At 70.5% G+C, this 20,260-nt stretch carries 14 protein-coding genes and 1 pseudogene; 10 read left to right on the forward strand and 5 right to left on the reverse strand.

Annotated elements, in window-relative coordinates:
* Position 1: 1 nt before the first annotated feature.
* The 3 genes from IPG65_RS15375 to IPG65_RS15385 are packed head-to-tail and all read right to left on the reverse strand — an operon-like array spanning position 2 to position 3,996.
* Positions 2-2,056 (reverse strand): DUF3488 and transglutaminase-like domain-containing protein, encoded by a 2,055-nt coding sequence (locus IPG65_RS15375; RefSeq protein ID WP_293191439.1) that lies wholly within the window; start codon positions 2,054-2,056, stop codon positions 2-4.
* Positions 2,050-3,018 carry a DUF58 domain-containing protein gene (locus IPG65_RS15380; RefSeq protein ID WP_293191441.1) on the reverse strand — a complete coding sequence of 323 codons (969 nt, stop codon included), beginning with the start codon at positions 3,016-3,018 and terminating at the stop codon, positions 2,050-2,052. Before IPG65_RS15380 ends, IPG65_RS15375 begins: the two co-directional genes overlap by 7 nt.
* A 57-nt stretch (positions 3,019-3,075) precedes the next feature.
* The gene (locus IPG65_RS15385) at positions 3,076-3,996 is read right to left on the reverse strand and encodes an AAA family ATPase (protein ID WP_293191444.1); all 921 of its coding nucleotides are present in this window, start codon (positions 3,994-3,996) and stop codon (positions 3,076-3,078) included.
* A gap of 52 nt (positions 3,997-4,048) precedes the next feature.
* Here IPG65_RS15385 and IPG65_RS15390 point away from each other — a divergent pair, with 52 nt between their 5' ends.
* The 8 genes and pseudogenes from IPG65_RS15390 to IPG65_RS15425 all read left to right on the forward strand — a co-directional run bounded on the left by IPG65_RS15390 (position 4,049) and on the right by IPG65_RS15425 (position 12,049).
* Complete coding sequence (locus IPG65_RS15390) at positions 4,049-5,002, forward strand: histone deacetylase family protein (RefSeq protein ID WP_293191445.1); 954 nt, start codon at positions 4,049-4,051, stop codon at positions 5,000-5,002.
* Between the two features lie 149 nt (positions 5,003-5,151).
* Positions 5,152-6,489, forward strand: a complete 1,338-nt coding sequence (locus IPG65_RS15395) for a mechanosensitive ion channel domain-containing protein (RefSeq protein WP_293191447.1) — start codon at positions 5,152-5,154, stop codon at positions 6,487-6,489.
* 131 nt (positions 6,490-6,620) lie between these two features.
* On the forward strand, positions 6,621-7,370 hold the full coding sequence (locus tag IPG65_RS15400; RefSeq protein WP_293191450.1) for an electron transfer flavoprotein subunit beta/FixA family protein: 750 nt from the start codon (positions 6,621-6,623) through the stop codon (positions 7,368-7,370).
* Positions 7,371-7,381: 11 nt separating this feature from the next.
* A complete protein-coding gene (locus tag IPG65_RS15405) occupies positions 7,382-8,314 on the forward strand; it encodes an FAD-binding protein (protein WP_293191453.1) in 933 nt (310 codons plus the stop codon).
* An 89-nt stretch (positions 8,315-8,403) separates the two neighbouring features.
* Positions 8,404-10,191, forward strand: a complete 1,788-nt coding sequence (locus tag IPG65_RS15410; RefSeq protein ID WP_293191455.1) for an acyl-CoA dehydrogenase — start codon at positions 8,404-8,406, stop codon at positions 10,189-10,191.
* A gap of 116 nt (positions 10,192-10,307) precedes the next feature.
* Positions 10,308-10,361, forward strand: a pseudogene (locus IPG65_RS19415) (hypothetical protein); the annotation flags it as partial.
* Between the two features lie 100 nt (positions 10,362-10,461).
* Complete coding sequence (locus tag IPG65_RS15420; RefSeq protein ID WP_293191460.1) at positions 10,462-11,052, forward strand: IS1 family transposase; 591 nt, start codon at positions 10,462-10,464, stop codon at positions 11,050-11,052.
* 43 nt (positions 11,053-11,095) lie between these two features.
* Positions 11,096-12,049, forward strand: coding sequence for a nitronate monooxygenase family protein (locus IPG65_RS15425; protein ID WP_293191462.1), 954 nt, complete (start codon positions 11,096-11,098; stop codon positions 12,047-12,049).
* Positions 12,050-12,130: 81 nt separating this feature from the next.
* On the opposite strand, the gene cphA (IPG65_RS15430) is transcribed toward IPG65_RS15425, so the two are convergent.
* Complete coding sequence (gene cphA / locus IPG65_RS15430; RefSeq protein WP_293191464.1) at positions 12,131-14,800, reverse strand: cyanophycin synthetase; 2,670 nt, start codon at positions 14,798-14,800, stop codon at positions 12,131-12,133.
* A 53-nt stretch (positions 14,801-14,853) separates the two neighbouring features.
* Positions 14,854-17,157 carry a cyanophycin synthetase gene (cphA, locus tag IPG65_RS15435; RefSeq protein WP_366932139.1) on the reverse strand — a complete coding sequence of 768 codons (2,304 nt, stop codon included), beginning with the start codon at positions 17,155-17,157 and terminating at the stop codon, positions 14,854-14,856.
* Between the two features lie 80 nt (positions 17,158-17,237).
* Between cphA (IPG65_RS15435) and IPG65_RS15440 the strand changes: the two genes are divergently transcribed.
* Positions 17,238-19,538 (forward strand): ABC transporter ATP-binding protein, encoded by a 2,301-nt coding sequence (locus tag IPG65_RS15440; RefSeq protein ID WP_293191466.1) that lies wholly within the window; start codon positions 17,238-17,240, stop codon positions 19,536-19,538.
* Complete coding sequence (locus tag IPG65_RS15445) at positions 19,535-20,005, forward strand: DUF1854 domain-containing protein (protein WP_293191468.1); 471 nt, start codon at positions 19,535-19,537, stop codon at positions 20,003-20,005. The genes IPG65_RS15440 and IPG65_RS15445 overlap by 4 nt, the downstream gene beginning before the upstream one ends.
* The last annotated feature ends 255 nt before the right edge of the window (positions 20,006-20,260 follow it).

Consider the following 20,260-nt stretch of genomic DNA (forward strand, 5'->3'; position numbering starts at 1 on the left):
GTCAGGCCGCGCGCGGCCACTGAAGTTGGTGGAAGTCGCGCCTGAGTGTAGCCAGCGTGGCCGCGCCGCCGGCGGCGGGGGGCGCGTAGCGCTGGCGCTCCAGCGCCAGCAGCCAGTCGGCCAGCGGCTGGCGCAGCGCGGCGGGCATGCCGCTGGCGGCCACGCGCCGCATCAGTTCGCGCGGCGGGGCGTGGGGCGGCGCGTCGATGCCGGCCTGGCGCAGGCGCTGGCGCGCGCGCTGCAGCAGGCGCAGCCAGGGGTCGTGCCGGGCGCTGTCCCAGCGTGCCCAGGCCGCGCCACCCAGGGCGGCCGCCGCCAGCAGGCCGGCCAGCACCTTTCCCAGGTCTTCCCAACTCGGCTGGGCGAAGCCCAGGCCGCGCAGCAGGTCGAACTGGCGGCTCTGGGTGTAGTTGAGCACCCACTGGTTCCAGCCGTTGTTGGCGGCCTCCCAGGTGGCGCGCAGCCGCGCCAGCAGGGTGGGGCTGAAGGTGCCGAGGGCGCCAGCCACCAGCCCGGGCGGCGCGCGCAGGCGCTGGAACTGGCCGATGCGGCCGGGCATGACGGCGCCCGTCGGGTCCACGCGCACCCAGCCGCGGCCGGCCAGCCAGACCTCGGCCCAGGCGTGGGCGTCGGCGTCGGCGTTGCGCACGGTCCAGTAACCGTCCACGCCGTTCATCTCGCCGCCCTGGAAGCCCGTGACGATGCGCGCGGGCACGCCAGCGCCGCGCATCAGCACCACGAAGGCGGAGGCGATGTGCTCGCAGAAGCCGGCCTTGGCGTCGAGCCAGAATTCGTCGGCCGTGTGCCGGCCGGCCACGCCCGGCTCCAGCGTGTAGGCGTAGCCGCCTTGCGCCAGGCGCCGCAGGGCGGCCTGGACGATGGCCTCGGGGTCCTCGTCGGGCGCTTGCGCGCGCAGTTGCCGCGCCAGCGCCTGCGTGCGCGGGTTGAAGTCGGGCGGCAACTGCAGCCAGGCGCCCAGGTCGCGGCGCGGGCGGCCGTCCCGGCCGGCCTGGCCGTAGCTGAAGGCGGGGTAGCTTTCGGCGCGGTAGCGCAGCAGCTCGGTGACGGGGTGGGCGCTGACCCACTGCAGGTCGCCCGTCAGCCGGGCGCGCCAGCGCTCGGGCAACTCGGGCGGCCGGGGCGCGGCATCGATGGCCAGCAGCCAGGGGCGGCCGCTGGGCTCCAGCGTGACCTCGTAGCGCAGCGGCTCGCCGGCGACCCGCAGGTCGCCGGGCGGCGGGCCGGCCATGGCCTCGAAACCGTCGCCGCCGCGCGCCGTCCATTCGCGCCCGTCGAAGCGGCTCAGCACCGGGCCGCGGAAATAGAGCTGGCTCCGCGGCGGCGGCGTGCCGTCGAAGCGCACGCGCAGCGCGATGCCCTCGTCCAGCGCCAGCTCGGCCACGCTGCCCACGCGCAGGGTGGACGACAGGCCGCTGCGGCCCGTGAAGGCGTCGCTGGGCATGCCCCACAGCGGCGCGAAGCGCGGGAAGAAGACGAACAGCGCCACCATCACCGGCGCGCCGGCCAGCGCCATCCGGCCGGCCAGCCACGCCGATTCGCGCAGGCTGGGCTGGCCCACCGGCCGGTGGGCGTTGACCAGCGCGGTCAGCAGGCCCAGCAGGCCGACCAGCATGGCCGCCGCCGTGGCGAGCGACTGGGAATGGAAGAAGCTGGTCAGCATGGTGAAGAAGCCGAGGAAGAAGACCACCAGCGCGTCGCGCCGCGCGCGCAGCTCCAGCGTCTTCAGCGCCAGCAGGATCACCACCAGGGTCACGCCCGCCTCGCGTCCCAGCAGCGTGCGGTGGCTGGCCCAGGTGGCCGCCAGCGCCGCCAGCAACAGCGCCACCAACCACCAGCGGCCCGGCAGCGGCCGTCCGCGCACGGCCAGCACGCCGCGCCAGAACAGCACGCCGAAGGCCAGCAGCGAGCACCACGCCGGCAGGTGCGCCACCTGCGGCAGCAGCACCCAGCCGATGACGGCCAGCAGGAACAGCGTGTCGCGCGCCTCGCGCGGCAGGTGCGCGAGGCGGCCGCGGGCGGACGGCAGGCTCAGCATGTGGCCAGCGCCTGCAGGCAGCGCAGGCGCTGCGCGGCGCCGCCGGCCGGCGCGATCTGGATGCCGGGCAGGCGCAGGCCGTAGTCCAGGCCCTGCGCGTCGGCGGCCAGCACCCAGGCCGCCAGGCGCGACAGGCGGCCCTCGGTGCCCAGGGCGCCGGCGCGCGCGAAGTCCAGCCACAGCGCCTGCCGCTGCATGTGCAGCGTGTCGCGCGCGACCAACTCGCCTGACTTGGCGAACTTCTTCCAGACGATCAGCTTCATCGGGTCGCCGCGCTGGTAGCCGCGCACGCCGTCGAACTCGCCCGTGGCGCGCGCGCCGCCGGCCAGCCCGCTGCCGGCGCGCGGCTCGCCCAGGGGCAGGGCGGGCGGCAGCGGCTCGGGCGCAGGGTAGACCAGCACCTGCGCGGCCGGGTGCCACACCGTCCAGACGCGGAACGTGCCGAGCGGAAAGCGCGTTTCCACCGTCAGCGCCGGCACGCGGTGCAGCCCGCGCCGCGCGGGCTGGAAGCTGACCTGCACCGTGGCTTCGCCCCCCGCCGGCACGTCGGCCCAGGCCCAGTGGCGCGTGTCCCGCAGCGCCACGCCGATGGCATGGCGCGGCGTGCGGCGGGCATTGGCGAGCTTGACGTCGAGCACCGCCAGCCCGCCGGCGAACAGCGGTTGCGGCGGCGGCAGGTGCAGCGTCAGCCCGCGCAGCGTGCCGTGGCCCACGACCATGCCGGCGGCGGCGCAGCCGGCCAGCAAAAAGGTGAGCAGGTAGCCCAGGTTGAGCTGGTAGTTGATCGAGGCCACCAGCAGCACCGCCAGGGTGGCGGCCAGCATCCAGCCGGCGCGCGTGGGCAGGATGTAGACGTTGCCCTGCGTCAGCGCCAGCGTGTCGGCCAGCGGCACGCGGGCCAGCCACCAGGCGCGCAGCCGCGCGTGCCAGGCCCACCAGGGCGGGGTGGCGCTGTTTTCCAAGAGAAAAATGCCTTCAGCCGGCATGGGTATTGCGCCGTAAGCTATCAAAAACGTAGTTCATGGCAGCGGCACCGCATCGATCATGGCGCGCACCTGCTCCACCGCGCCGCGCCCGGCGTCGCCCACCGGCACCAGCCGGTGCGCCACGCACGGTGGCAGCACGGCCTGCACGTCGTCCGGCGCCACGTAGCCGCGCCCGGCGATCAGCGCCTGCGCCCGCGCCGCGCGCAGTAGCGCGATGCCGGCGCGCGGCGACAGCCCCTGCAGGAACCAGCGGCCCGAGCGCGTGGCGGCGATCACGTCCTGCACGTAGTCCAGCAGCGGCCCGGCCACGTGCACCGCGCCCACGGCCTGCTGCAGCGCGGCCAGGTCCGGCGGCGAAAGCACGGCGGGCAGCGCGTCCACCAGGTCGCGCCGGCCGTTGCCCGCCAGCAGCGCGCGCTCGGCGCCGCGCTCGGGATAGCCCAGCGAGATGCGCATCAGGAAGCGGTCGAGCTGCGACTCCGGCAGCGCGTAGGTGCCGAGCTGGTCGTGCGGGTTCTGCGTGGCGATGACGAAGAAGGGGCGGGGCAGGGCGCGCGTCTGGCCCTCGACGGTGACCTGCCTCTCCTCCATCGCCTCCAGCAGCGCGCTCTGCGTCTTGGGGCTGGCGCGGTTGATCTCGTCGGCCAGCAGCACCTGGGCGAACACCGGACCGGGGTGGAAGACGAACGCCTCCTGGCCGCGGTCGTACACCGACACGCCCGACAGGTCGCTGGGCATCAGGTCGGCGGTGAACTGCACGCGCGAGAACTGCAGCCCGAAGGTGCGCGCCAGCGCGTGCGCCAGCGTGGTCTTGCCGACGCCGGGCACGTCCTCGATCAGCAGGTGGCCGCCCGCCAGCAGGCAGGCCACGCCGGTCTGCACCTGGCCCGGCTTGCCGGCCATCACCGTGTTAAGCTGATCCAGAACCGCCTTGATTTTCCGTGTCACATCCATGCACCGAAGGTAATGGAATTTTCAGGGCCACTCGTGAGTTGAGGAGACAAGATTGGGACGAACCGGGTACTTCTTCCATCCCGATTGCCGCCGCCATGACATGGGCGCCGGCCATCCCGAATGCCCGGCGCGGCTGGATGCCATCGAGGACCGCCTGCTGATGACCGGCGTTGCCGACGCGCTCGACCGGCGCGAGGCCACGCCCGCCACCATGGGCGAGTTGCTGCTGGCGCACGGCCGGCGCCACGTGGCCGCGCTGCGCGGCCTCAGCGCCATGCTGGGCGAAGAGGTCAAGGCCGGCGGGCCGGACCACTACGCGCTGGACCCGGACACCTCGATGAACTGCGGCACCTACCGTGCCGCGTTGCTGTCGGCCGGCGCCGCCGTCAACGCGGTCGATGCCGTGCTGACGGGCGAGCTGGAGAACGCCTTCTGCGCCACCCGCCCGCCCGGCCACCACGCCACGCGCGACCAGGCGATGGGCTTTTGCTTCTTCAGCAACGTCGCCATCGCCGCCAAGGTCGCCTGCGAGCGCCACGGCCTCAAGCGCGTGGCCATCATCGACTTCGACGTGCACCACGGCAACGGCACCGAGGACATCGTGGCCGGTGACGAGCGCATCCTGATGGTGAGCTTCTACCAGCACCCGTTCTACCCCGAGGGCGGTGCCCGGCGGACCGACTCCAACCTGGTCAACTGCCCCGTGCCGGCCTACACCAAGGGCATGGACATCCGCGAACTGGTCGAGCTGATGTGGATCCCGCGCCTGGAGCAGCACCGGCCCGAGCTGATCCTGTTCAGCGCCGGCTTCGACGCGCACCGCGACGACGACATGGGCCAGCTCGGCCTGAACGAACGCGACTACGCCTGGATCACCGAGCGCATCAAGGGCGTGGCCCAGCGCCATGCTCAGGGCCGCATCGTGAGCTGTCTGGAAGGCGGCTACAACCTCGACGCACTGGCGCGCAGCGTCGAGGCGCACGTGCGGGTGCTGGCGGACGTGTGAGCCGTTTCTTGATCGAATCGGCCTTGAGCCCGCATCCACATTGCGCGGACAGCTATTGAAAAAATAGTATTCCCGGGGGGCCGCGGACGCACCGGGAAAGCGAAGCCCATGGACATCCTTGCCCCTTTCATCGACCCACGGGAGCCTGCATGGCGGACGACGGCGGGCTGAGCGGGCTGAGCGGGCTGACGCGCAGCGCCGGCCTGCGCATCGACGACTGGGGTGCCTGGTGGAACGCCGTGACGCGGCCCGGCGCGCTGGGCGAGATCGCCCTCATCGCCGCCTGCGGCCTGCTGGCCTGGGGGCTGGCCGCGCTGCTGCACCGCGCCTGGACGCGGGCGGGCGGGCAGTCGCGCATCCTGCTGGGTGGCCGCGGCATCGACGGCGCGCTGTTTCCCCTGATGTGGCTGGGCCTGGCATGGCTGGCACGGCTGGCCCTGCTGCGCCTGGACGTGGCCGCGCCGCTGATGCGCGTGGCGCTGCCGGCCCTGATGGCGCTGGCGGTGATCCGCGTCGGCGTGAAGGTGCTGCAAGCGGCCTTCCCCGACGCGCAGGCGGTGCGCGTGCTGGAGCGCACCATCTCGTGGCTGGTGTGGGCGGGCCTGGTGCTGTGGCTCAGCGGCCTGCTACCGGTGCTGCTGGAGGAAGCCGAGACGGTGTCCTGGAAGGTGGGCGGCGCCTCCGTCACGCTGCGCAGCCTGATCGAGGGCGCGGTCAACGTCGCCCTGGCGCTGCTGCTGGCGCTGTGGTTGTCCTCGGTCATCGAGGCGCGGCTGCTGCGCGACGCGGGGGGCGCCAACCTGTCGCTGCGCAAGGTCGTCGCCAACGCGCTGCGCGCGCTGCTGATCCTGGTGGCGGTGCTGGTGGCGCTGACGGCGGTGGGGATCGACCTGACGGCGCTGTCGGTGATGAGCGGCGCCATCGGCGTCGGCATCGGCCTGGGGCTGCAGAAGCTGGCGGCCAACTACGTGTCCGGCTTCGTGGTGCTGGCCGAGCGCGCCCTGCGCATCGGCGACGCCGTGCGGGTGGACGGCTTCGAGGGCGAGATCACCGACATCCGCGCGCGCTACACCGTGATCCGCGCCGCCACGGGGCGCCGCTCCATCGTGCCCAACGAGATGATGGTCACGCAGCGGGTGGAAAACCTGTCGCTGGCCGACCGGCGCGTGGCGCAGTCCACCGTCGTGTCCGTGGACTACGGCGCTGATGCCGACCTGGTGGCTCGGCTGCTGCGCCAGGCCGCGCAGGACAACCCGCGCGTGCTGCGCGAGCCGGCGCCGTCGACGTCGCTGTCGGCCTTCGGCGCCGACGGGCTGGAGTTCACCGTCGGCTACTGGACGAACGAGCCCGAGGCGCGACGGCTCGGCCTGCGCTCGGAGATCAACGTCGCCATCCTCGCGGCCCTGAGCGCCAACGGCATCCACATCCCGTTCTCGCAGCGCATGGTCCATTACGCGCCGCCGCCGGGCGTGGCGCCCCAAGAATGAAAAAACACCATCACTCATCCGCGCGGGAGGCCGGAGAGGGCGTTCACGTCCACTAGAATGCTCGCGGACACGACGCGCGTCGCCTCAGATCGCGCGGCTTCCAACTCAAACCAGACAACAGGAGATCCAGCATGAAAGCACTCGTCGCTGTGAAGCGCGTGGTGGACTACAACGTCAAGGTGCGCGTCAAGAGCGACGGCAGCGGCGTGGACATCGCCAACGTGAAGATGAGCATGAATCCCTTCGACGAGATCGCCGTCGAAGAGGCGGTGCGCCTGAGGGAGAAGGGCGTGGTCACCGAGGTGATCGCCGTGTCCTGCGGCCCGACCCAGTGCCAGGAAACCCTGCGCACCGCCATGGCCATCGGCGCCGACCGCGGCATTCTGGTCGAAACCACCGATGAACTGCAGCCCCTGGCCGTGGCCAAGCTGCTGAAGGCCCTGGTGGACAAGGAACAGCCTCAGCTCGTCATCCTGGGCAAACAGGCCATCGACGACGATGCCAACCAGACCGGCCAGATGCTGGCCGCGCTGGCCGATCTGCCGCAGGCCACCTTCGCCAGCAAGGTCGAGATCGACGGCGGCAAGGCCCGGGTCACGCGCGAGGTGGACGGCGGCCTGGAGACGCTGGAGATCACGCTGCCGGCGGTGATCACCACCGACCTGCGCCTGAACGAGCCGCGCTACGTCACGCTGCCCAACATCATGAAGGCCAAGAAGAAGCAGCTCGACGTCGTCAAGCCCGCCGATCTGGGCGTGGACGCGGCGCCGCGCCTGAAGACCCTGAAAGTGTCCGAGCCGGCCAAGCGCGGCGCCGGCATCAAGGTGGCCGACGTGGCTGCCCTGGTCGACAAGCTCAAGAATGAAGCCAAAGTGATCTGAGGAACTACAACATGACCGCACTCGTCATTGCCGAACACGACAACGCCAGCATCAAAGGCGCCACGCTCAACACCGTCACCGCCGCGGCCGCCTGTGGCGGCGACGTCCACGTGCTGGTGGCTGGCCACAACGCCGGCGGAGCCGCTCAGGCCGCCGCCCAGATCGCCGGCGTCGCCAAGGTGCTGCACGCCGACGCCGAGGGCCTGGCCCACGGCTTGGCCGAGAACGTCACCGCCCAGGTGCTGGCCCTTGCCGGCAACTACAGCCACATCCTGTTCCCGGCCACCGCCGGCGGCAAGAACGTCGCCCCGCGCGTGGCCGCCAAGCTCGACGTGGCGCAGATCAGCGACATCACCAAGGTGGTCAGCCCCGACACCTTCGAGCGCCCGATCTACGCCGGCAACGCCATCGCCACCGTGCAGTCCGGCGATGCCACCAAGGTCATCACCGTGCGCACCACCGGCTTCGACGCGGCGGCGGCCAGCGGCGGCGGCGCGGCGGTCGAGACCGTGCCCGCCCAGGCCGCCAGCGCCCAGAGCAGCTTCATCGGCGCCGAGATCGCCAAGAACGACCGGCCCGAGCTGACCGCGGCCAAGATCGTCGTCTCCGGTGGCCGGGCCTTGGGCAGCGCCGAGAAGTTCCAGGAAGTGATGACCCCGTTGGCCGACAAGCTGGGCGCGGCCATCGGCGCCAGCCGCGCGGCGGTGGACGCCGGCTACGCGCCCAACGACCTCCAGGTCGGCCAGACCGGCAAGATCGTGGCGCCGCAGCTCTACGTGGCCGCCGGCATCTCGGGCGCCATCCAGCATCTGGCCGGCATGAAGGACTCCAAGGTGATCGTGGCGATCAACAAGGATCCCGAGGCGCCGATCTTCAGCGTGGCCGACTACGGCCTGGAAGCCGACCTGTTCACGGCCGTGCCGGAACTGGTCAAGGCGCTTTGACGCAGGCGCGCTGTTCCCGAATCCGTCACAAGGGCATCGCGCGCGATGCCCTTTTCTTCGCCATCCATCCTGCCATTGAGGAGACCCGCATGAGCTACACGGCGCCCGTCAAGGACATGCTGTTCAACATCGAACATCTGGCGCGCATCGACGAGATCGCCCGACTGCCCGGCTTCGAGGACGCTGGCCTGGAAACCGCCAAGGCCGTGCTGGAGGAGTGCGCCCGCTTCAACGAGCAGGTGGTGGCGCCGCTCAATCACGCGTCCGACGAGGCGCCGTCCAGCCATTCGGGCACGTCGGTCACGACCAGTGCGGGCTTCAAGGATGCTTATCGGCAGTTCGCCGAAGGCGGCTGGCAAGGCCTGCAGCACCCCGCTGATTTTGGCGGCCAGGGTCTGCCCAAGACCATGGGTGCCGCGTGCGGGGAGATGGTCAACGCGGCCAGCCTCAGCTTTGCGCTGTGCCCCATGCTGACCGATGGCGCCATCGAGGCGCTGCTGACGGCGGGCAGCGACGAGCTGAAGGCCACCTACCTGCACAAGCTCGTTGCCGGCGAATGGACCGGCACCATGAACCTGACCGAGCCGCAGGCCGGCAGCGACCTGGCCGCCGTGCGCACGCGCGCCGAGCCGCAGGGCGACGGTACCTACAGAATCTTCGGTACCAAGATCTTCATCACCTACGGCGAACACGACATGGCGGGGAACATCGTGCACCTGGTGCTGGCGCGCGTGGCCGGCGCGCCCGAGGGCGTCAAGGGCATCAGCCTGTTCGTCGTGCCCAAGTTCCTGGTGGGCGAGGACGGTGTTCCGGGCGAACGCAACGACGTGTACTGCGTCGGCATCGAGCACAAGATGGGCATCAAGGCCAGCCCGACCGCCGTGCTGCAGTTCGGCGACCACGGCGGCGCCGTGGGCTACCTGGTCGGCGAGGAAAACCGCGGCCTGGAGTACATGTTCATCATGATGAACGCCGCCCGCTACGCCGTCGGCGTGCAGGGCATCGCGGTGGCCGAGCGCGCCTACCAGCAGGCCGCCGCCTACGCACGCGAGCGCGTGCAGAGCCGTCCGGTGGACGGCAGCGTCAAGGGTGCGGCCACCATCATCCACCACCCCGACGTGCGCCGCATGCTGATGACCATGCGCGCCTTGATCGAGGGCTGCCGCGCCATGGCCAGCGCCGCCGCCGCGGCCTACGACGCGGCCCACCACCACCCGGACGCGGAAACCCGCAAGGTCAACCAGACCTTCTACGAATTCATGGTGCCGCTGGTCAAGGGCTACAGCACCGAGATGAGCCTGGAGGCCACCAGCCTGGGCGTGCAGGTGCATGGCGGTATGGGCTTCATCGAGGAGACGGGCGCCGCGCAGCACTACCGCGACGCCAAGATCCTGACCATCTACGAGGGCACCACCGCCATCCAGGCCAACGACCTGGTGGGCCGCAAGACCGCGCGCGACGGCGGCCAGGCCGCCAGGGCCATCGCCGCGCAGGTCGAGGCGACCGAAAGGCAGCTCGCCGCCGGCGGCAGCGACGCCCAGGCCGTGGCGCGGCGCTTGGCCGCCGCCCGCCAGGCTTTCTTGGATGCCGTGGACTTCATCGCCGCGCAAGCCAAGGCCGACCCCAACGCCGCCTACGCCGGCAGCGTGCCCTACCTGATGCTGGCCGGCAACCTGATGGCCGGCTGGCAACTGGGCCGCGCGCTGCTGGCCGCCGAGGCCGCGCTGGCTCAGGGCCGGGATGCGGCCTTCATGCAGGCCAAGATCGTCACCGCGCGCTTCTACGCCGACCACATCCTCACGCGCGCGCCGGGCCTGCGCGACGCCATCACCCAGGGCGCGGACAGCGTCACGGCGCTGCCGCTGGAAGCGTTTTGATGCGGTTGCTATAAAAAACATAGCTAATTGCGCAGTGTCCATGTGGGCTGTTGGCCAAAAACAGGGATTGCTAAACAGGTATTGATACACTTGCATTTTTCCCTCAAGATTGCCGGATGAACCTCGCTTGCCCACGTTGCACCTTGACCGATCAGGTGGTCAAGAATGGCCGCAGCCGCCACGGCCACCAGCGCTGGCGCTGCAAGGGCTGCGCGCTGACCTTCGGCGAGCGCGATCACCGGCTCATTGACCCGGCGATCAAGCAGCGCTTTGCGCCATTACGCCGAAGGCGTGGGCCTGCGGGCCACCGAGCGGCTGGTGGGGCCCAGTCACAACACCATCATCGGCTGGGTGCGCCAGGAGGTTGCTGGTCAGGCGCTGGCGCGCCTGGATGCGGCGCAGGTGCAGTACGTCGAGGCCGATGAGCTGTGGAGCTACGTGGGTTCAAAAAGACCAATTTGGCTGTGGTGGGCTATTGATCGCACTTCCTGCCGAATTCTCGGCTGGGCGCTGGGCGATCGTGACACCCGAGCAGCCCGAGCGCTGGGCGCGCAGATTCCTCAAGGCCCTCACATCCAGTACTGCACCGACCACTGGCGCTGCTACGCAGCCATCTTCCCCGCCGGGCAGCACACCCAAGGCAAGGCGCACACGCACATCATCGAGAGCATGAACAACAAGCTGCGCTGCTATCTGGCGCGGCTGCGCCGCAAGACGCACTGCTACTCCAAGAGCGCGCTCAACCTGCGCGACTCGCTGCTGTTTGTGTGGCAGCGCAAGTTCGGCCACGCGCTGGCGCCCCAGGCCGGCGAGATCACATGCCGGCGGCTCTGGGATGTTGAGATATCAATACCTATTTAGCAATCCCCTAGAACACTAGAAATCCATTCTTCAGGAGCCGACCATGTCCACACTTCCTCCCGTCCTGCGAGACCTGAAATTTCCCGTCATCGGCTCGCCGCTGTTCATCATCAGCAACCCGCAGCTCGTCATCGCCCAGTGCACGTCGGGCGTCATCGGCGCCATGCCGGCGCTCAACGCCCGGCCTGCCGAGCTGCTGGACGAATGGCTGGCCGAGATCACCGAGGCCCTGGCCGTCTGGGACCGAGCTCACCCCGACGAGCCCGCCGCGCCGTTCGCCATCAACCAGATCGTGCACAAGAGCAACGACCGTCTGGATCACGACATGGCGCTGTGCGCCAAGTACAAGGTGCCGGTCGTGATCACCAGCCTGGGCGCGCGCGAGGACGTGAACCAGGCCGTGCACGGCTGGGGCGGCGTGGTGATGCACGACATCATCAACAACCGCTTCGCGCGCAAGGCCATCGAGAAGGGCGCCGACGGCCTGATCGCCGTGGCGGCTGGCGCCGGCGGCCATGCCGGCACCAAGAGCCCGTTCGCGCTGGTGCAGGAAATCCGCGAATGGTTCGACGGCCCGATCGCGCTGTCCGGCGCCATCGCCAACGGCGGCGCCGTGCTGGCGGCGCAGGCCATGGGGGCCGACTTCGGCTACATCGGCACCGCCTTCATCGCCACGCAGGAGGCGCGGGCGCTGGACGCATACAAGCAGGCCATCGTGGAGGGCACCTCCGACGACATCGTCTACAGCAACCTGTTCACCGGCGTGCACGGCAACTACCTGGCGCCGTCGATCCGCTCCGCCGGGCTGGACCCCGACAACCTGCCGGAGAGCGACCCCAGCAAGATGAACTTCGGCGGCGGCGCCAAGAAGGCGTGGAAGGACATCTGGGGCAGCGGCCAGGGCATCAGCGCCATCAAGGCCGTGGAACCGGCGGCCGACTTGATCGCGCGGCTGAAGCGCGAGTACGAGCAGGCGCGCCGGCGCTTGGCGCTTTGATCAGCACGGGTGTTGCATGAAAAAACCTGCGTGCCTTGCGGCACGCAGGTTTTTTCCTTTGAGGCAGCCTGATGCGCGTGCTCAGGCCCGCAGGCCCAGTCCGGCGGCCGCGGGCAGGGCGCTGGGCTTGGCCTTGGCGGTCCGCCTGGCGGTGCCGGCCCGGCCCTTGGCGGGCAGCGGCGGGCGCGCGGCGGCCACGCGGCGCTGGATGTGCGCCAGCGCTTCCTCGACCTGGTCGATCAGGATCAGGCACAGATCGCCCGGCTGCAGGCGGTCCATGGCGTGGTCGATGGCGTCGAACTCGCCGATGACTTCCTCGACGAGCCGCGTGCGCGCCGCACCCTCCAGACCCTGGCGCAGCAGCCCCAACACCTCGCCGTCGGCGCGGCCGCGCTGGCAGGCGTCCTGGTACAGGAACACCTCGTCGAACGCCGCGCCCAGGATGCGGGTCTGCGCGCGGATGTCCTCGTCGCGCCGGTCGCCGGCGCCGCTGATGACGACCGAGCGGCGGCGCGCCGGCATGTTGTCCACGCCGTTCACCAGCGCCGCGATGGCGTCCGGGTTGTGCCCGTAGTCGGCGATCACCGTGGCGCCCTGGTGGTCGAACACGTTGAAGCGGCCCGGCACGCCGTGCAGGTCGCTGATGAAGGAGGCCAGGCCCTTCTGCACGGCTTCCCAGGGCACGTTCACGGCCCAGGCCGCTGCCACCGAGGCCATCACGTTCTCGACCTGGAAGCCGATCTGGCCCTTGCGCGTGAGCGGCACGCGCGCCAGGGGCAGGCGTTTCTCGAAGCGGCCTTCGGCGCACACGAGGTTGCCCTGGTCGATGAACACCACGCGCTGGCCCTGGGCGCGGTGCGTCTCGATGACCGGGTGGTGGCCGTCCTGGGCGAAGAAGGTCACGCTGCCCGGGCAGTGCGGCGCCATGGCGGCCACGGCCGGGTCGGCGGCGTTGAGCACGGCGGTGCCGGTGGGCGCCACGTTCAGCACGATCACGCGCTTGAGCACCGACAGGTCTTCCAGCGTGGTGATGTAGTTCAGGCCCAGGTGGTCGCCGGCGCCCATGTTGGTGACGATGGCCACTTGGCAGCGGTCGAAGGCCAGGCCCTCGCGCAGCAGGCCGCCGCGCGCCGTCTCCAGCACGGCGGCGTCCACGTCCGGGTGGGCGAGCACGTTGCGCGCGCTGCGCGGGCCGGAGCAGTCGCCCGAGTCGATCTGGCGCCCGTTCACGTACACGCCGTCGGTGTTGGTCATGCCCACGCGCAGGCCCTGCGCCTTGAGCAGGTGCGCGGTCAGGCGCACGGTGGTGGTCTTGCCGTTGGTGCCGGTGACGGCGATCACCGGGATGCGGCCGTCGTCGCCGTGGGGGTACATGTGCGCGATCACCGCCTCGCCGACGCCGCGGCCCTTGCCGAACGAGGGGCTGATGTGCATGCGCAGGCCGGGCGCGGCGTTGACCTCGACGATGCCGCCGCTCTGCTCTTCCAGCGGCCGGATGACGGTCTCGCACACCACGTCCACGCCGCAGATGTCCAGGCCCACCATCTGCGCCGCCTCGACGGCGCGCGCGGCAACCTCGGGGTGGACGCTGTCGGTCACGTCGGTGGCGGTGCCGCCGGTGGACAGGTTGGCGTTGTTGCGCAGCACCACGCGCTGGCCCCTGACGGGCACCGATTCGGGCGTCAGATCCTGGACGGCCAGGCGCGCCTCGGCGATGGCGTCGATGCGAATCTTCGTCAGTGAGGTGCCGTGACCCTCGCCGCGGCGCGGGTCCTTGTTGACCTTGGCCACCAGCTCGCGCACGGTATGGACGCCGTCGCCGATCACCAGCGGCGGATCGCGGCGGGCGGCGGCCACCAGCTTGTCGCCCACCACCAGCAGGCGGAAGTCATGGCCGGGCAGGTATTTCTCGACCATCACGCCGCCGTACCGGGCCGCGGCCTGGTAGGCGGCGTCGAGTTGCGCGCGCTCGGTGATGCCCACCGTGACGCCCTTGCCCTGGTTGCCGTCCTGCGGCTTGAGCACGACCGGAAAACCGATGTCCAGCGCCGCCGCCCAGGCGTCTTCCAGGTCGGCCGCCGGCCGGCCCATCGGCACCGGCACGCCGGCCGAGTGCAGCAGCTTCTTGGTCAGGTCCTTGTCCTGGGCGATGGATTCAGCGATGGCGCTGGTGCCATCGACCTCGGCGGCCTGGATGCGGCGCTGCCTGCTGCCCCAGCCCAGTTGCACCAGGCTGCCGCTGGTCAGGCGCTTGATGGGGATGCCGCGCGCGATGGCGGCATCGACGATGGCGCCGGTGGAGGGGCCCAGGCGCTCGTCCTCGTCCAGCTCGCGCAGCTCGGCCAGCGCGGCGGCGGTGTCGAAGGCGCCGCCCTCGGCCGCCGCGCGGCACAGGGCCTGCGCCTTGTCGAAGGCCAGCCGGCCGACGGTTTCCTCGGTGTACTGCACGGCGACCTGGAAGGTGCCCGCGACCTCGGTCGGCGTGGTGCGGCTGAAGGTGACCGGGCAACCGGCCTCGGCCTGCAGCGCCAGGGCGGTCAGCTCCAGCGCGTGCGCCAGGGAGATCGGCACGCTGGGTTTGTTGGCGTGCAGCGCGCCGACGGAGGGGAAGAGTTCGCGCAGGCGTTGTTCGAACGCCGGCGTGGCGCGCAGGTCGCGCTCGGCTGCGTCGCAGGTGACCACGGCCTCGATGGCCGTATGACGGCTCCAGAGGTTGGGGCCGCGCAGCGCGCGAATGCGGGTGACTTCCATGAAAGGTCCTGACCTGTTGGGGAGCTGATGGTTGAAACGGCCGAGCTGGCCATTCAGTGCACAGCGCTGGTGTGACGTGGTTCGCCGAAATGCAACAAGCCGGCACGGATCAGGTCGGTGGGCAAGCCCAGCGCCCACGCCGCCGCCACGGCGGCCAGCACATGCGGGCGGGCGTCCTGCGGCCCCTCGGCGGTGATGGCCGCGAAGACGGGGGCCGACAGGTTGACCAGCGGCACCTCGGTGGCGCCGTGGGCCAGCACCACGCTCGATTCGCGCGCGAACACGGCCCGGCCCTTGCGGGCGCGGTGCGCGGCCAGGGCGGCGCTGTCCGGGTCCAGGCTGTAGAGCAGCACTTCGCCATCGGAGTAGTCGGCCAGGGCCAGTACCTCGGCGTCGTCGGCGTTCAGCACGGCAGCGCCCTGAGGCAGCACCACATCTATCTGGGTGCGGACGATGCCTGGCATTTGGTCAGCCTCGGTGACGTAGAGGTCGCTCAAGCCCTGCGGACCCGGCATGGCCATCACCACGCCGACCTGGCAGCGGTCGTAGGGCAGGCCCTCGGTCAGGATGTGGCGCGGCGAGGTTTCCAGCACGGCGGCCTTCACCGTGCGGTTGATCAACATGCACTCGCCGGGCTCGAAGCCCAGCGCGCCGTGCGGCGACAGTTGCCGCCGGCCCAGGAACAGGCCGTCGCGGCAGGCCAGGGCGGTCTGCCAGCCATGAAGCTGCAGCAGCGACGCCGCCAGCCGCGCGGCGAGCGAGCTCTGGCCGTCGCCGATGAGGCCGACGATGGGCACGCGGCCGGTGTCGCCGCCGGGAAACAGATGGCTCACGATGGCATCGCCGACCGGCTGCGCGCGGCCTACGGCGGGCTTCAGGTGCATCAGCAAGCCGGGACCGGCGTTGACCTCGACGATCGCGCCGCCCTGCGGCGCCAGTGGCTGGCCGATGTCCTCCACCACCAGGTCGATGCCGGCGATGTCCAGGCCCACCACGCGCGCGGCCAGGCCCATCTGCTCGGCGATGTCGGGATGGACCAGGCCGGTCACGTCGTTGGCCATGTTGCCGGTGCGTTCCACCACCGCCGTCTGGCCGCGCCGCAGCACGCTGTCGGCCGTCAGGCCCTGGCGCTGCAGTTCGAGCTGGGTGACGGGGTTCTCGTGCACCAGGATGACGTCGAGCGGGAACTGCTCCTCCGCGCCGCGCCGGGGGTCGGAGTTGACCTGGGTGTCGATCAGTTGCGCGATGGCCGAGCGGCCGTCGCCGCTGACGCGCGTGATCTCGCCGCGCGTGGCCGCCACCACCTTGCCGCCCACCACCAGCAGGCGGTGCTCCTGGCCGGGGATGAAGCGCTCGACGATCACCTCGGAGCCTTCCTTCTCGGCGGCGGCGAAGGCGTCCTCGATTTCCTGGTGCGTGTGCAGGTTGAGCGACACGCCGCGCGCGTGGTTGCCGTCCGAGGGCTTGATGACCACGGGCAGGCCGATGCCTTCGGCCGTGTCCCACGCCTCGGCGGCGGAGGCCACGGTGCGGCCCTCGGGTACCGGCACGCCGGCGGCGGACAGCAGCTGCTTGGTCAGGTCCTTGTCGCGCGAGATGCCTTCGGCGATGGCGCTGGTGCGGTCGGTCTCGGCGGTCCAGATGCGGCGCTGCGCGGCGCCGTAGCCGAGTTGCACGAGATTGCCTTCGTTCAGGCGGATGGCTGGGATGTCGCGCTCGGCGGCGGCCTCGACGATGCAGGCCGTGCTGGGGCCCAGGCAGCGCCGGTCCACCAGGTCGGTCAGCGTGGCGATGGCGGCGGTGACGTCGTACGGGCGGTCGTTGATGGCCGCCATGACCAGGTCGCGCGCCGATTCCAGCGCCCGTTTGCCGATGGCCTCGTCACGGGTGCGGATCACCACCTTGTACACGCCACGCTCGTGCGTCATGCGCGCCTTGCCGAAGCCGGTCTTCATGCCGGCCTGGGTCTGCAGCTCCAGCGCCACGTGCTCCAGGATGTGACCCGGCCAGGTGCCGTCGCGCAGGCGCATCAGGAAGCCGCCGCGCCGGCCGACGCTGCAGCGGTGTTCGATCAGGCCCGGCAGCCAGGCGGCCAGGCGGTCGTAGAAGCCGGGCAGGGTGTTGGAGGGGAAGTCTTCCAGCGCGCCGATGTCGACGATGGCCTCGATCACCGGGCGGTAGGTCCAGACGTTGGGGCCGCGCAGATAGGCCATGCGGCGGATCACGATGTCGGCGAAGCCGCGGGGCGGCTGCGCCGCGGCCGATGCGGCGGCCGTCTCGGCCAGGGCCTCGCAAGTGCGGGGATACAATCCGCCCCCGCTGGGCGAGCCGTGCTCGCCTTGGTCGATTCGCCTCATGATGGAGTGCGCTCGCTTTCCTTGAATTTCTCTTTGGAAGGGCCGCTGCCTGACGTTGCCGGCCCGCTTTTCTCGAACCCATGCCGCTTCAAATCACCCCAGCGTCCAGTCCGGCCGGAGGCTTGGTCCCGGCGTCCGAGCAGGCGGGGGTGCCGCTGCGACCCTCAGAGAACGTACGGGGCACGCTGGAAGTTGACCTGGATGCGCGCCTGCGCTTCGGCGACGGGCTGATCCTGATTACAGATCAACGGCTTATCGCGCGGTTTCCGGATGAAACCGGGTGGCACGCCTGGGAATTGAACCCCGGTCTGGCCCTGGGCCACCACGACCACGCCGGCGTCGGCACGCTGGAACTGCGCGACGGCACGGGCCTGCTGGCCGCCTGGCGCTACACCCTCGGGCACAACCCCGCCGCGCTGAGGCTGCTGGGCCAGTTCGAGCAGGCCATGGCCGAGCTGGCCACGCGCGCCGCCGGCCGCGCCGAGGCGCCGCCTGCCGACGACCCGGACGAACCGGCCGCCGAGGAGGAGGGCGACGCCGATGCCCCCGCCGACGACAAGCCGCCGTCCACCTGGACGCTGCTGCGCCTGTGGCGCTTCGCCCATCCCTACCGCTGGCCCTTGCTGGCGGCCTTTCTGCTGACGCTCGCCAGCACCGCGGCCACCCTGGTGCCGCCGTACCTGACCATCCCGCTGATGGACAAGGTGTTGATCCCCTTCCAGAGCGGGCAGCAGATCGATACCGACCTGGTCGCCTGGCTGTTGCTGGGCCTGCTGGGCTCGGCCCTGGTGGCCTGGGTGCTGGGCTGGGCACGCACCTATATCCTGGCGCTGGTGTCCGAGCGCATGGGTGCCGACCTGCGCACCACCACCTACGAACATTTGCTCAAGCTTTCACTTGAGTACTTCGGCGGCCGGCGCACCGGCGACCTGATGGCGCGCATCGGCTCGGAGACCGATCGCATCAACGTCTTCCTGTCGCTGCACCTGCTGGATTTCGCCACCGACGTGCTGATGATCCTGATGACGGCGGCGATCCTGTTCTCCATCGACCCCACGCTGGCGCTGGTGACGCTGGTGCCGCTGCCCTTCATCGGCTGGATGATCCACGTCGTGCGCGACCGGCTGCGCACCGGCTTCGAGAAGATCGACCGCGTGTGGTCCGAGGTCACCAACGTGCTGGCCGACACCATCCCCGGCATCCGCGTCGTCAAGGCCTTCGCGCAGGAAGACCGCGAGGCCCAGCGCTTCAAAAGTGCCAATCACCACAATCTGGCCGTCAACGACAAGCTGAACAAGCTGTGGTCGCTGTTCTCGCCCACCGTCACGCTGCTGACCGAGATCGGCCTGCTGGTGGTGTGGGCCTTCGGCATCTGGCTGGTCAGCCGCCAGCAGATCACCGTCGGCGTGCTGACGGCCTTCCTGGCCTACATCGGGCGCTTCTACGCGCGGCTGGACTCGATGAGCCGCATCGTCTCGGTGACGCAGAAGGCGGCTTCGGGCACCAAGCGCATCTTCGAGATCCTCGACCACGTCTCCAGCGTGCCCGAGGCCTCCAACCCCGTGCCGCTGGGCCGGGTGCAGGGCCGCATCACCGTGCGCGACGCCAGCTTCCGCTACGGCAACCGCAGCGTCATACGCCACCTCGACCTGGACATCGCCCCCGGCGAGATGGTCGGCCTGGTCGGCCACAGCGGTTCGGGCAAGAGCACCATGGTCAACTTGATCTGCCGCTTCTACGACGTCAGCGACGGCGCCATCGCCATCGACGGCATCGACATCCGCCAGGTGGGGTTGACCGACTGGCGGCGCCACATCGGGCTGGTGCTGCAGGAGCCCTTCCTCTTTTTCGGCACCATCGCCGACAACATCGCCTACGGCAAGCCCGACGCCACGCGCGAGGACATCGTCGCCGCCGCCCGCGCCGCGCACGCGCACGAGTTCATCCTGCGCCTGCCGCACGGCTACGACTCGCTGGTGGGCGAGCGCGGCCAGGGCCTGTCGGGCGGCGAGCGCCAGCGCATCAGCATTGCCAGCGCCCTGCTGATCGACCCGCGCATCCTCATCCTCGACGAGGCCACCGCGTCGGTGGACACCGAGACCGAGCGCGAGATCCAGAAGGCCCTGGACAACCTGGTGCGCGGGCGCACCACCATCGCCATCGCCCACCGCCTGTCCACCCTGCGCAAGGCCGACCGCCTGGTGGTGATGGACAAGGGCCGCAAGGTCGAGGAAGGCACGCACGAGCAGCTCATCGCCCGGCGCGGCGCCTACTGGCGCCTGTACGACGCCCAGGCGCGGCAGGAGAAGGCCGAGCGCGAGCGCATGCTGGCCATCGACGAGGACGACCTGGCGATCGCGTCGAAGGAGCCGCACCCATGAGCACCGGCTTTCCCGACCTGCGCCGCGACGCCTTCGGCCGCCTGGTGCTGACCGATGCTCAGGGCCATGAGCACGCCGGCGTGGTCGCCGTGCGCGCCTTTCCCATCGCCGCGCCCGACGAGGGCGTGAGCGTGCTCGACGAAGGCGGCCACGAGCTGGCCTGGGTGCCGCGCCTGGCCGAGCTGCCCGAGCCCCAGCGCACCCTGCTGGCCGAGGCGCTGGAGCAGCGCGAGTTCATGCCCGTGCTCAAGCGCCTCAGGTCCGTCAGCAGCTTCGGCACCCCCAGCACCTGGGACGTGGAGACCGACTGCGGCGACACCCGCTTCGTCCTCAAGGGCGAGGAAGACATCCGCCGCCTGGGCCCCGGCCTGCTGATCGTCAACGACGCGCACGGCGTGCAATACCTGATCCGCGACCTGAATTCGATGGACCGCGCCAGCCGCAGGCTGCTGGACCGCTTCCTTTGAGCGGGCGCCGCCGGCGCGGCGCGCATCGCCTGAATGCGGAATCTACAAGCAAAATTGGCCTTCAGCCAGCGCCAGTATTGCGCAAGCTGCTCTTGATATGAGAGCAAAAAGGCATCGCCAGCCTGCCGCAAGGATTTCGTCGATGCGCGCCAAAAGGGGGATCAAGGATGGTCGCGAGCGCTGCCTTTGCCGAGTTCCTGAAAGAACAACTGGCCCCGCTCGGCCCGGTCACCCTGCGGCTCATGTTCGGCAAGA

The sequence above is a fragment of the Ottowia sp. genome, from assembly GCF_016703145.1.
Classification (GTDB): domain Bacteria; phylum Pseudomonadota; class Gammaproteobacteria; order Burkholderiales; family Burkholderiaceae_C; genus Ottowia.